This is a genomic window from Enterobacter sp. 2VL, assembly GCF_005503595.1.
GTDB lineage: Bacteria > Pseudomonadota > Gammaproteobacteria > Enterobacterales > Enterobacteriaceae > Enterobacter > Enterobacter cancerogenus.
On record NZ_SCNE01000002.1, the window covers coordinates 626,589 to 638,928 of the forward strand.

10 protein-coding genes, 1 pseudogene and 1 other annotated feature are annotated in these 12,340 nt (G+C 57.1%); of the genes and pseudogenes, 3 read left to right on the forward strand and 8 right to left on the reverse strand.

Annotation, left to right across the window (positions count from 1 at the left end):
* Positions 1–26: 26 nt before the first annotated feature.
* The 6 genes from htpG to FFS28_RS07395 all read right to left on the reverse strand — a co-directional run bounded on the left by htpG (position 27) and on the right by FFS28_RS07395 (position 6,098).
* Positions 27–1,901 (reverse strand): molecular chaperone HtpG, encoded by a 1,875-nt coding sequence (gene htpG / locus FFS28_RS07370; RefSeq protein WP_137271698.1) that lies wholly within the window; start codon positions 1,899–1,901, stop codon positions 27–29.
* A 111-nt stretch (positions 1,902–2,012) separates the two neighbouring features.
* Positions 2,013–2,618 (reverse strand): recombination mediator RecR, encoded by a 606-nt coding sequence (recR, locus tag FFS28_RS07375; protein ID WP_006176950.1) that lies wholly within the window; start codon positions 2,616–2,618, stop codon positions 2,013–2,015.
* Positions 2,618–2,950, reverse strand: a complete 333-nt coding sequence (locus tag FFS28_RS07380; protein WP_003858972.1) for a YbaB/EbfC family nucleoid-associated protein — start codon at positions 2,948–2,950, stop codon at positions 2,618–2,620. The genes recR and FFS28_RS07380 overlap by 1 nt, the downstream gene beginning before the upstream one ends.
* Positions 2,951–3,003: 53 nt before the next feature.
* Positions 3,004–4,929, reverse strand: a complete 1,926-nt coding sequence (gene dnaX, locus FFS28_RS07385; protein WP_137849186.1) for a DNA polymerase III subunit gamma/tau — start codon at positions 4,927–4,929, stop codon at positions 3,004–3,006.
* Positions 3,610–3,674, reverse strand: a sequence feature (DnaX frameshifting element). It overlaps the preceding gene by 65 nt.
* 88 nt (positions 4,930–5,017) lie before the next feature.
* Positions 5,018–5,569 (reverse strand): adenine phosphoribosyltransferase, encoded by a 552-nt coding sequence (gene apt, locus FFS28_RS07390; protein ID WP_006176947.1) that lies wholly within the window; start codon positions 5,567–5,569, stop codon positions 5,018–5,020.
* A gap of 151 nt (positions 5,570–5,720) precedes the next feature.
* Positions 5,721–6,098 (reverse strand): DUF454 family protein, encoded by a 378-nt coding sequence (locus FFS28_RS07395; protein ID WP_006176946.1) that lies wholly within the window; start codon positions 6,096–6,098, stop codon positions 5,721–5,723.
* Between the two features lie 50 nt (positions 6,099–6,148).
* Here FFS28_RS07395 and priC point away from each other — a divergent pair, with 50 nt between their 5' ends.
* Both priC and rsmS read left to right on the forward strand, forming a co-directional pair.
* Positions 6,149–6,676, forward strand: a complete 528-nt coding sequence (gene priC, locus FFS28_RS07400) for a primosomal replication protein N'' (protein WP_006176945.1) — start codon at positions 6,149–6,151, stop codon at positions 6,674–6,676.
* Between the two features lie 12 nt (positions 6,677–6,688).
* Positions 6,689–6,878 (forward strand): annotated as a pseudogene (gene rsmS / locus FFS28_RS07405) (pleiotropic regulatory protein RsmS).
* On the opposite strand, the gene mscK reads toward rsmS, so the two are convergent.
* Both mscK and acrR read right to left on the reverse strand, forming a co-directional pair.
* Positions 6,875–10,222 (reverse strand): mechanosensitive channel MscK, encoded by a 3,348-nt coding sequence (gene mscK / locus FFS28_RS07410; protein ID WP_137849271.1) that lies wholly within the window; start codon positions 10,220–10,222, stop codon positions 6,875–6,877. The pseudogene rsmS and the gene mscK overlap by 4 nt on opposite strands.
* 118 nt (positions 10,223–10,340) lie before the next feature.
* Positions 10,341–10,994: a multidrug efflux transporter transcriptional repressor AcrR gene (gene acrR, locus FFS28_RS07415; protein ID WP_006176942.1), complete on the reverse strand. Its 654-nt coding sequence runs from the start codon at positions 10,992–10,994 to the stop codon at positions 10,341–10,343.
* A 141-nt stretch (positions 10,995–11,135) separates the two neighbouring features.
* Here acrR and acrA point away from each other — a divergent pair, with 141 nt between their 5' ends.
* A complete protein-coding gene (gene acrA, locus FFS28_RS07420) occupies positions 11,136–12,329 on the forward strand; it encodes a multidrug efflux RND transporter periplasmic adaptor subunit AcrA (RefSeq protein WP_006176941.1) in 1,194 nt (397 codons plus the stop codon).
* The last annotated feature ends 11 nt before the right edge of the window (positions 12,330–12,340 follow it).

Sequence of the window (12,340 nt, forward strand, 5' to 3'; positions counted from 1 at the left end):
GGAGATGGCGGGGGTGAGGGAAATTGTTACGCCAGCAGCAGCGCATTCACACGTTTAATGAACAGGTTAGGATCTTCCAGCGTACCGCGTTCAGCCAGCAGGGATTGATCCAGCAGAAGCTCAACCCACTCGGCAAAGCGTGCTTCGTCCTGGGTATCCGCCGCGCGTTTCACCAGCGGGTGATCCGGGTTCAGCTCGAAGATATATTTCACTTCCGGCATCGCCTGGCCCGCTGCCGCGAACAGTTTTGCCATCTGGGTACCCATTTCGTCGGCGTCGGTGGTGACAATCGCTGGGGTGTCGGTCAGACGGTGGGTGAAGCGCACCTCTTTGACGCGATCGCCCAGGAAGGTTTTCACGCGCTCAATGAACGGCTCCAGCGCTTTCTCCGCTTCTTTCGCGCTTTCGTCCACTTCGTCTGCCAGTTTGTCGATAGACTCGTCAGCTTTCGCAACGGACTGGAAAGATTTACCGTCGAACTCGGTCAGGTAGTTCATCATCCATTCGTCGATGCGGTCAGACAGCAGCAGAACTTCAATGCCTTTCTTACGCAGCAGTTCCAGGTGCGGGCTGCTCTTCGCTGCGGCGTAGCTGTCGGCGGTGATGTAGTAGATCTTCTCCTGCCCTTCCTTCATGCGGGAGACGTACTCTTCCAGCGACACGGTCTGCGCGGAGGAGTCGTTGTGCGTGGAGGCAAAGCGCAGCAGTTTAGCGATCGTTTCAACGTTAGCGGTGTCTTCCGCCGGGCCTTCTTTCAGCACCAGGCCGAACTGTTTCCAGAAGGTCTGGTATTTTTCCGCGTCGTCTTTCGCCAGTTTTTCCAGCATCTGCAGCGTACGTTTGGTCAGCGCGTTACGCAGGTTGCGGGTCACGGTGCTGTCCTGCAGGATCTCACGGGAGACGTTCAGCGGCAGGTCGTTGGAGTCAATCAGACCACGCGTGAAGCGCAGGTAGTTCGGCATGAACTGCTCGGCGTCGTCCATGATGAATACGCGCTGCACGTACAGCTTCAGGCCGTGCTTGTGATCGCGGTTCCACATATCCCACGGTGCCTGCGCCGGGATATACAGCAGGCTGGTGTACTCCTGCTTGCCTTCTACGCGGTTATGGCTCCAGGTCAGCGGATCGGTAAAGTCGTGGGCGATATGCTTGTAAAACTCGTTGTACTCGTCGTCTTTAATTTCAGACTTGTTGCGCGTCCACAGCGCCTGCGCCTTGTTGATTTTTTCCCAGGAGACAACGGTTTCACCGTCTTTCTCTTCCTGCTTTTCAATCTCAACCGGCAGCGCGATGTGATCGGAATATTTGCTGATGATCGAGCGCACGCGCCAGTCGTTCAGGAAATCATCTTCGCCTTCGCGCAGGTGCAGGGTAATCTCGGTGCCGCGATCCGCTTTGGTAATGTCGTCAACGGTGTACTCGCCTTCGCCTTTAGATTCCCAGAGCACGCCGTTTTCAGCGCTTTCGCCTGCCGCGCGGGTGCGCACGGTGACTTTATCCGCCACGATGAACGCTGAGTAGAAGCCCACGCCGAACTGGCCGATCAGCTGGCTGTCTTTCGCCTGATCGGAGCCCATGGACTCAAGGAACGCTTTGGTACCGGATTTGGCGATGGTCCCGAGATGGTCGATCACCTCGTCACGGTTCATCCCGATGCCGTTATCGGCGATGGTCAGGGTACGGTTCTCTTTGTTGAACGAGACGCGCACGCGCAGTTCGCCGTCGCCCTCGTACAGGTCCGGGTTGGACAGCGCGCGGAAGCGCAGCTTGTCCGCCGCATCCGAGGCGTTGGAAATCAGCTCACGCAGGAAGATTTCTTTATTGGAATACAGGGAATGGATCATCAGGTGCAGAAGCTGTTTTACTTCTGACTGGAAACCGCGGGTTTCTTGTCCTTTCATCTAAGTCGACCTCAACAATGCCATTTAATGGGGTTGTAAAAACGTTGAGTCAGAGATGGGGATAAGGGGGGGAATTTTCAAGCGAAGGCGGCGAACGCCGCCTCCGTTTGGTCAGAAATTAATCTTGTGACGACCGGCCAGAGAGTGCGACAGCGTGGTGCCATCGACCATCTCCAGCTCACCGCCCACCGGCACGCCGTGGGCGATACGGCTGGCGTCAACGCCATACTGCCCGCACAGCTCGGCAATATAGTTAGCGGTTGCCTCGCCTTCCACCGTTGGGTTGGTGGCGAGGATCACCTCTTTGATCGTTTCCGATTCAAGACGCTGTTCGAGCCTGTCCAGACCGATATCGTCCGGGCCAATGCCGTCCAGCGGGGAAAGATGGCCCATCAGCACGAAATAGCGGCCAGAGAACTGCCCGGTTTGCTCAATGGCGTAGATGTCCGCCGGACTCTCCACCACGCAAATCTGACCGTTTTCCTGACGACGCGGGTTCGTACAGATGTTACACACGTCCTGCTCGGTAAAAGTACGGCAGTCCGCACAGTGACCAATTTCCGACATGGCGCGGGTCAGAGCCTGCGCCAGGCGCATCCCGCCGCTGCGGTCGCGCTGCAGGAGCGTGAACGCCATGCGCTGGGCCGACTTCGGGCCAACGCCCGGCAGGCAGCGCAGCGCTTCCATTAACTGCGTGAGCAGCGGACTGGTTTGCATCAGAATGGCATCTTGAAGCCCGGCGGCAATTGCATACCGCTGGAAACAGAGGCCATTTTCTCTTTCTGGGTCTCGTCGATACGGCGCGCAGCATCGTTAAACGCAGCTGCCACCAGATCTTCCAGCATCTCTTTGTCGTCTTCGAGCAGGCTTGGGTCGATTTCAACGCGGCGGCAGTTGTGCGCACCGTTGATGGTCACTTTGACCAGACCTGCGCCAGATTCACCCGTGACTTCCAGCTGAGCGATCTCTTCCTGCATCTTCTGCATTTTTTCCTGCATCTGCTGAGCCTGCTTCATCAGGCCACCCAGACCGCCTTTTCCACCAAACATAGGCTTCTCTCTCTTTCACGATTAATGATTAAAACCGTAAGTCAGACTCACGATCAAATGGGGCGAATACTCTCTTCATCCAGGTCCGCGTCGAAGAACCGGCGCAGGGTCTGGATGTTGTTATCCGCAACAATCGACTCGCGCGCCTGCGCGAGCTTCTCTTCATAAATTGCCTGTCGCCACTCCAGCGGCGTTTTTACTGCCGGATTATCATCTTCAATGATAGTCAATTCAACCGACGATCCCTGTAATGCGCTGAGCGCTTCCGCCAGCGCTTTTTGCGCGCCAGGGGAATTGAGGTGGCGTTGACCAGGACGCAGATGCAGACGCACCTGATTGCCGTCCTGCTCTTTCCAGGCGTTCAGCGCGACCTGCTCTACCAGCTTCGGCAGCTGCAGTTTGCTGACCTCGGCGGCCCAGGCGTCACGCTCAATCGATTCTTCGGCGAGCTTCGCGGAAAGCTCCGGCGTTTTTTCGTGCTCCAGCGCCTTTTTCAGCGCTTTCGGCGTGGCAACCTCAACCTTGACCTCTTGCACGATCGTGGTTGCTTTCCAGCGGTAAGCCTCTTCTTTCACCGGGGCTTTCTGCTCGAGCGCGGACGGCACAGGGCGCGACTGAACGCGCTCCGTTACCGAGGCCAGTCGTTCAAGCGCGGCGTTGTTCACCGGCCGCGCTCTTGAAGGCGCTGCCGGTTCACTCTTTTTTGGTTTGGTTACTCCCTGCGCACGCTGCAACTGGCTGCGGGCGGCAAGTACCGAACTGGTGGCATCCGACAGCGGCACGTTTTGCGGCGTCGTCGTCGGCTGCGGGGGCACCTGCTGCGGCGACATCACCGCGGTAGGGGCAACGGGCGCAAAGGACTGCCGCGGAACGTCCGGCTCCGGTAGCGGCATGCGCGGGTGAAACGCCAGCGCACGGAGCAGCGTCATTTCAACGCCCATGCGCCGGTCCGGCGCGAACGGCAGCTCTTTACGGCCAATCAGCAGCGTCTGATAGTACAGCTGGACATCGGCAGGCGGCACGGTGCGAGCCAGCTCGCGCATCCGCTGTTCGATGGTCGCCATGTCCGCCCCGATGGCCGACGGAGAAAGTTGCAGCATGGCCACGCGGTGCAGCAGGCTGAGCATCTCCACCAGCAGCGATTCCCACTCCACGCCACGCGCGGCGGCTTCGTTCACCAGCGACATAACGCGCTCGCCGTTGGCGGCAATCATCGCCTCGATGAGAGACAGCGCCTGATCGTCGTCCAGCGTGCCGAGCATGGTGCTGACCGCATCGGTCGAGAGTTTGCCATCACCGCTGGCGATCGCCTGGTCGGTAAGGCTTAATGCATCGCGCAAGCTGCCGTCCGCCGCACGCGCCAGCAACTGCAGGGCGCGAGGCTCGTGGACGATCTTCTCTTCGTCGAGAATGTGTTCGAGCTGGGCGCGGATCTGTTCAACGTCCAGCGCCTTGAGGTGGAACTGCAGGCAGCGGGACAGGATCGTCACCGGCAGCTTTTGCGGATCGGTGGTCGCCAGCAGGAATTTCACATGCGCAGGCGGCTCTTCCAGCGTTTTCAGCAGGGCGTTAAAGCTGTGGCGCGACAGCATGTGCACTTCATCGATCAGGTAGACCTTGAAGCGACCGCGCGCCGGTGCGTACTGGACGTTGTCCAGCAGATCGCGCGTATCTTCGACTTTCGTGCGCGAGGCGGCGTCGATTTCGATCAGATCTACAAAACGTCCCTGCTCGATTTCACGGCAGTTATCGCACACGCCGCACGGCGTGGCGGTGATCCCGGTTTCGCAGTTCAGTCCTTTTGCCAGCAGACGGGCAATAGAGGTTTTACCGACGCCGCGGGTGCCGGAAAAAAGATAGGCGTGATGGATGCGACCTAGCGACAAGCCGTTCGCCAGGGCCGTCAGCACATGTTCCTGACCGACAACGTCAGCAAAGGTTTGTGGTCGCCATTTACGGGCTAACACCTGATAACTCATGGGCAGGCTCTGCAACGCTGGAAGGTGGATTTATGGAGGGGAATGCTATCACAACCTCACCCATTGAGCGAGGCTGTGAGAACCGGGATTAATGACCCGGGAAAGGCACCAGGCAATAGCTGGTAATGCCCTGTTTTTCCAGGCGCTGTTCGCCACCCAGATCGAACAGGTTGATGATGAAGGCCGCGTCGGTCACTTCCCCACCCAGACGACGGATCAGCTTCACGGTTGCTTCGATGGTGCCACCGGTTGCCAGCAGATCGTCCACCACCAGCACTTTATCGCCGGGCTTGATAGCATCCACGTGGATTTCCAGCTGATCGGTACCGTATTCCAGCTCGTAGCTTTCTGCGATAGTTTCACGCGGCAGTTTGCGCGGCTTACGTACCGGCACAAAGCCTACGCCCATCGCCAGCGCAACCGGTGCGCCAAACAGGAAGCCACGGGCTTCAGTCCCTACGACTTTGGTGATCCCGGCGTTTTTATAACGTTCGACCAGCAGTTCAATGCTGAGCGCATACGCTTTCGGGTCTTCCAGCAAGCTGGTGACATCGCGGAAAAGAATGCCAGGCTTTGGATAATCCTGGATACTTTTGATGCTGTTTTTCAGATATTCAAGCTGCTGTGCAGTTGCGGTCATCGGTTTGTGCCTAAATGAAACAGTGTTACTCACGGCGCGCAGAGAGTCGGTCAAGGTAACAATTGTTTAACCTTTAACCAAGCGTGCCTGTGCTCGAAAACGGTCGAATTTACTGGCTGCGGACAATAATTGCAACAGCCAGGATAAGGGTTCAGTGCTTTTGTTGCTTTTCATCAACCACGGGGATCCGCCACATAAAGATCAGCAGGCAGGTGAGGATCGCCAGCAGCAGGATGCGCACCCACAGCATGTTGACCAGCCACAGTGAAATGGCGAAGGTAACAAGAATGACCGCAATCGCGCGCGGCTTGGCCCCGGGCGGCATTGCGCGGTGCTGTTGCCAGTGACGCAGATAGCCGCCAAACCACGAGCGATACAGCAGCCAGTGGTGAAAACGCGGCGACGAGCGGGCGAAGCACCAGGCCGCCAGCAGGATAAACGGCGTTGTCGGGAGCAAGGGCAAAACCACGCCCAGCGTGCCGAGGACTACCGCGAGCCAGCCAATGATGATTAAAATAGTACGCTGCATAATGCGAATCGTTATCAAACTGAACGGCTACTTTACCACTGGAGAGCGTATTGAAAACAGCCTTGCTTCTGGAGACGCTGCAAAATCAGCTGACGGCCCTGCGGGCTCAGGCCACGCCGCTGATGGGCCATGCCACGCTGAAGCCGCGCTTTGACAGGCAGCTCTTTCGTACCCGCAGCACCTTAATTCAGGATTATCTCGCGGAATCCCAGACCCATCTCGACGAGCTGCGCCATGCTGTAGAGAGCGGGCAGCAGGAACAGGTGGCCTGGCTTGCGGCGCATCTTACCGAGCAGATCACCGCCCTGCACCGTGAAATTGCCGCCTGGCCGCTGCGCGTCTGGGACACCGCCTCCCCGGGCCTCGGAAAATGGCAGCGCAAGCGGCTGGAGAACCAGGAGTTCGAGCGGCGTCTGTTTGAGATGAAACGCGAGCGCGAGACGCGGCTTAACGCTGCCGAAACGCTTGAAGAACAGCAGTTATTGATGCGCGAAATTACCGCGCTGGAAGGGCGTATCGTCCGCTGTCGTCAGGCGCTGGACGAGATTGAACGCGTCATTGAACGGTTGACCCGCTAACAGGAGCAGGACATGTCACTCGAAAATGCACCCGATGAGGTCAAGCTGGCCGTGGATTTGATTATGCTGCTGGAGGATCACGCTATTCCGGCAGAGACGGTGCTGAAGGCGCTGGAGATTGTTAAGCGGGATTTTGAGGGAAAATTACCCTCACCCCGGCCCTCTCCCTGAGGGAGAGGGGGAAAACATCAGCAGATGTTAAGCGGGAGTGGGGTCGTCACCCTTCATCTCGCGCTTCACTTCCGTATATTCCTCACCTTTTTCATTGCGCAGGTGAACCTCAAGCTGGTTGAAGGCGATATTAATGTCGTTTTCACGGCACAGGCGATCGATGGCGCGGTTCAGTTCGTCCACGGTGTAGCTGCGATCGCGCAGTTCGCGCACGTACAGGCGCAGCTCGTGATCCAGGGTGCTCGGCCCGAAGGTGGTGAAGAACACCGCCGGAGCAGGATCGTGCATCACTTTCGGATGATCGGCCGCCGCTTTCAACAGCACCTCTTTCACTTTATCCAGATCGGATCCGTAGGCCACGCCGAGGCGGATCACCACGCGGGTGGTGGTATCGGAGAGTGACCAGTTGATCAGTCGCTCGGTGACGAACGCTTTGTTCGGGATGATCACCTCTTTGCGATCGAAGTCGGTGATGGTGGTCGCACGGATACGGATCTTGCTGACGGTACCGGAGAAGGTGCCGATGGTGACGGTATCGCCAATGCGCACCGGACGTTCAAACAGGATAATCAGGCCGGAGACGAAGTTACCGAAGATCTCCTGCAAACCAAAGCCCAGACCGACCGAGAGTGCCGCTGCCAGCCACTGCAGTTTATCCCACGCCACCCCCAGGGAGCCGAAGACGGTCATGGCCCCCACGATGATAATCACGTAGTTGAGGATGGTAGTGATGGCATACGATGCCCCCTGGCGCAGGTTGAGCCGCGACAGGACCAGCACCTCCAGCAACCCCGGCAAGTTGCGAATCAAGGCCCAGGCGATAACCAGCGAGACCAGCGCAAAGAGCAGGCTGCCCATGGTCACACTCTTCATCACCGTGGCGCCGGCCTCGGTCGCGTTGTACTGCCAGAGCGTGATGCTGTCGAGATAGGCAAACACGGTGATCAAATCAGACCAGATGGCCCAGAACATCACTGCAAACAGCGCCACCATCACCAGCATGGTAATACGCATGGTCTGCTGGTTAACCTGCTCTAGGGCGATGGTCGGTTCTTCCTGCGGTTCAGCGCCTTCCGCCCCCTCCTTCACCTGATGCTGGCGACGGGCGATAGCACGACGGTAGGCGATACGCCGCGCCGCCACGCTCAGGCCACGCAGCACGGTCTGGAACAGCAGGTTCCAGAGAATCACCAGATAGACCGTTTCAATCCAGCGGCCCGACAGGCGCAGCGTGGTGTAGAAGTAGCCCGTTGCGGTCAGCACCATCAGCGCCAGCGGAATAATCGCCAGCACCGTGACGGTGACCAGACGCAGATTGTGCGACTCTTTATCGCGCCAGCTGTCGCGGCACATCGGCCACATCAGAACGGCAATCAGCAGCAGGTTAAGCATAATGACCAGCTGCCCCAGCACATCATCCATCAGATGAAGCGGGGAAAGCTCGGCCAGGACCGACCAGAAGTGCAGCGGCAGCAGCGCAAGGCTGATGCGCACAATCTGGCGACGCCAGTGGCTGGTGAGCGCCTCCGGCATGTTGAAGTGACGCACCGCCACGCCGTCTTTTTCCAGCACCTTCCAGCACAGGCCAAACACCAGCCAGAACAGCGCCAGCTTTTTGCTGAATGCCCACAGCAGGTCGCTGATATTGAGCTGCATGGTGAGCAGGATCAGCCCGGCCGCCAGAATCAACAGGCAGACCGGCAGCGCGCGGATAAGGTCAATCAGGATCGCTTTCGGGGTGTGCAGCTGGCTGTCGTTGCGCAGTTGCCCCACTTCGGATGCGAGCTTCGCCTGGTATTTTTTCAGCCAGCCCAGACGCCAGCGAATTAATCCGGCAATCAGCAGCAGCGGCAACCCCGCCAGGAAAGCAATCATCACCGCGGGCCAGGCTTTCTCCCAGTTAACGGTAATTTTCATGCTCTTGATCTGGGTCTTCAGGCTTTCCGGGAAGGATTTAACCCACTCCCAGTCCATCGGTTTGTTGCTGTTCACCCAGAAAATCTGCTGGGTCAAAATCTCCTGCAGGTTTTTCGAAACGCTCACCAGCTGCTGCTGGTTAATTTGCAGGTTGATGGCCATCATCAACTGGTTGCCAAGCTGTTTGTTGAGCTGGTCGAGCAGCTCGCGGCGCATATCCACCACCTGCAACAGCGCATCGTGTACTTCGCCGTTAACTTCTGCGGAGTGCCCTTCCTCCACTTTGGCGACGAACGCGTCGCTCTGGAAAAGCGCGTCGCGCTGCTGGTTCACGTCAAACTGCTCCAGACGTAAATCGGCGATGCGGTTGGTCATGTCCTCCAGCTCGTCGGCGGAGGGCAGCGTCTGCTGTTGCTGGTAGAGAATACGCGAGAGCAGAAGGCTGCCTTTCAGCACCGCGATCTGCTCTTTGATGTTACGTTCGGCCTGCAGGGCGCGATCGAGCCAGTTTTTGACTCGGATATTTTGCTGCACCAGCGTGTTGCCGCTCTCGGTTGCCACAATCAGACGCTGGCTGAGCTGATGGTTAATCTCCAGCTCTTGCTTCACCAGAGGATTTTCCTGAATGCGGGCCGTTTCGTCTGGCGATACCGCCTCCTGCGCCGTTTTTTCCGTCAGCGTCAGGCGCTTGCTGTTCACCGCTTCCTGCAGCAGCTGGAGCTGGTGTTCAAGGCGGTTGATGTTGGCCGTGACGTAATCCCGCTGTTTTTGCAGGGTGTCCTGCAGCACCGTGTTCCCTTCCAGGCTTTTACGCTGCTGTTCAATCTCCGCGTTAAGCAAATTCTGCTGGATCAGCAGCAGCGTTTGCTGAGTGGGACGCAGCGCCCCTTCGCCCACGGTGGTGCCGTTCAGACGGTTGCGGATCTCCTGCAACTGTTGCGAGGCGGAATACATCGCATTTTGCACGCGCTCAGGCTGGGTTTGCAGCGAGACAAGCTGGCTGTTATAGGTCGAGAGATCGGACTGCGCCGTTTGCAGGTCGTCCAACAGCTGCGCCACGCGCGATTCAAGCTGACGCAGTGAGAGCGAGGCGAGCGTTTTGCGGGTTTCGTCATCGTTATCCACGTCGCTCAGCGCACTCAGGGCATCCATCGCTTTGCGCATGTTGTCCGGTGCCTGCGCCACTTTCTGACGCAGCTGGGTCGTTTCGGCCTTGACGCGCTCGATTTTGTCCAGCGTTTCCAGCGTCTCCGTCAGATCGCCCTGAACGAGCTTCTCCTGAGGCGATAACTCTTTTTGTTTGTTGAGGGTTTCCAGCTGCGACTGAATGTCGGCACGCGTCGGAATATCACTGGAATTGTCTGCACGAGCATGCGCGAAAGGCGCAACCGTGAAAAAAATCAGGATGGCAAAAAGTAAAGCAATAACAGCGTTTTGCGAGCGATAGGTGTGCAGCATAGTCATGAATATGATGTCTGAGGATGACCGAAAATAGTCCGGCGTGAAGGATATCACGCCCGTCAGACGCAGAATAGCGCGAACATTCTCACTCCCGCGCAGAATACGGCTGAAGGGTTCAGGCAGACAGCGGTACGGAATCGTCGCGAAGCGTTGGGCAGTACTGGCACATTTCAAGCAGGATGGCGACGTAACTGCGCGCTTCCGCTTTCAGGTCAAACGACTGGGGCGCGAAAAGCCAGTTTTCCATCAGCCCGGAAATATAGCTGCGCATCAGGATCGCCGCGCGGCGGGTCAGTAAATTGGCGGGCAACAATTTTGCCTGCATGCATTGATTTAACGTGTATTCTATGCGGTCATAGCTCTCCAGACACAGGCTGCGCTGCGCCTGCTGGACAACGGCCATTTCGCCAACAAACTCACATTTGTGAAAAATGATCTCCATCATCAGGCGACGGCGTTCTTCAACTACCGTTGCTTCAAGGATATAAACTAATATCTCTCTTAATACTGAGAGTGGATCGTCGGGGAATTTTGCCCGATACTCAGTCTCAAGATCGCTAATGCTGGACTCTGATAGCTCCCAGATTTCACCGAACAGATCTGACTTGTCTTTAAAATGCCAGTAAATCGCTCCCCGCGTGACGCCCGCGGCCTGAGCAATCTGCGCCAGCGAGGTTGACGAAACACCCTGCTGTGAAAACAAACGCATTGCCACATCAAGAATGTGTTGTCGGGTTTCCAGCGCTTGTTGTTTGGTTTTTCGTGCCATACGTCAGTGAATTTACAGGAGTCAGATTTACATACATTTGTGAATGTATGTACCATAGCATGACGATAATATAAACGCAGCAATGGGTTTTTAGACTCAGGACCCTTGATCAATTTGAAATCGGACACTCGAGGTTTACATATGAACAAAAACAGAGGGTTAACGCCTCTGGCGGTCGTTCTGATGCTCTCAGGCAGCTTAGCGCTTACAGGATGTGACGACAAACAGGCAGAACAAGGAGCTCAGCAGATGCCAGAAGTGGGTGTCGTGACGCTCAAATCCGAACCTCTGCAGATGACCACCGAATTACCGGGCCGAACCAGCGCTTACCGTATTGCGGAAGTGCGTCCACAGGTAAGCGGCATCATCCTGAAACGTAACTTCACCGAAGGCGGTGACGTGAAAGCAGGTGAGTCTCTGTATCAGATTGATCCAGCAACCTATCAGGCGTCTTATGAGAGCGCAAAAGGCGATCTGGCGAAAGCAGAAGCAGCAGCCAAGATCTCTCAGCTGACGTTGAACCGCTACAAAAAGCTGCTCGGCACGCAGTACATCAGCCAACAGGATTACGACACAGCCCTGGCCGATGCGCAGCAGACGAACGCGGCCGTTGTAGCGGCCAAAGCGGCCGTTGAGACGGCACGTATCAACCTCGCCTATACCAAAGTGACCTCCCCTATCAGCGGTCGCATTGGTAAATCTTCCGTCACGGAAGGGGCGCTGGTGCAGAACGGTCAAACCAATGCGCTGGCTACGGTGCAGCAGCTTGATCCGATCTACGTTGACGTCACGCAGTCCAGCAACGATTTCCTGCGCCTGAAGCAAGAGCTGGCTAACGGCACGCTGAAACAGGAAAACGGCAAAGCCAAAGTGGAGCTGGTGTCCAATGACGGTATCAAGTTCCCGCAGGCAGGCACACTGGAATTTTCTGATGTGACCGTCGACCAGACCACCGGGTCCATCACCTTACGTGCGATTTTCCCGAACCCTGACAAAAATCTGCTGCCAGGTATGTTCGTGCGCGCCCGTCTGGAAGAAGGGACCAATCCTAATGCGCTGCTGGTACCACAGCAGGGTGTGACCCGTACGCCGCGTGGCGATGCGAGCGCGCTGGTTGTCGGTGCTGATGACAAAGTAGAAACACGCAACATCACCGCCACGCAGGCGATTGGCGACAAGTGGCTGGTAACGGATGGCCTGAAAGCGGGTGATCGCGTGATTATTACTGGTTTGCAAAAAGTACGTCCTGGCGCGCAGGTGAAAGCGCAGGAAGTCAAATCTGACGATAAACAGCAAGCCGCAGCCGGTGGCCAGTCAGAACAAACCAAGTCTTAACTTAAACAGGA

Coding starts and splice junctions, on each gene's coding strand:
- acrR (WP_006176942.1), bottom strand. CDS start 10,994: ATGGCACGAAAAACCAAACAACAAGCGCTGGAAACCCGACAACACATT.
- apt (WP_006176947.1), bottom strand. CDS start 5,569: ATGACCGCAACTGCACAGCAGCTTGAATATCTGAAAAACAGCATCAAA.
- FFS28_RS07395 (WP_006176946.1), bottom strand. CDS start 6,098: ATGCAGCGTACTATTTTAATCATCATTGGCTGGCTCGCGGTAGTCCTC.
- acrA (WP_006176941.1), top strand. CDS start 11,136: ATGAACAAAAACAGAGGGTTAACGCCTCTGGCGGTCGTTCTGATGCTC.
- recR (WP_006176950.1), bottom strand. CDS start 2,618: ATGCAAACCAGTCCGCTGCTCACGCAGTTAATGGAAGCGCTGCGCTGC.
- dnaX (WP_137849186.1), bottom strand. CDS start 4,929: ATGAGTTATCAGGTGTTAGCCCGTAAATGGCGACCACAAACCTTTGCT.
- htpG (WP_137271698.1), bottom strand. CDS start 1,901: ATGAAAGGACAAGAAACCCGCGGTTTCCAGTCAGAAGTAAAACAGCTT.
- mscK (WP_137849271.1), bottom strand. CDS start 10,222: ATGCTGCACACCTATCGCTCGCAAAACGCTGTTATTGCTTTACTTTTT.
- FFS28_RS07380 (WP_003858972.1), bottom strand. CDS start 2,950: ATGTTTGGTGGAAAAGGCGGTCTGGGTGGCCTGATGAAGCAGGCTCAG.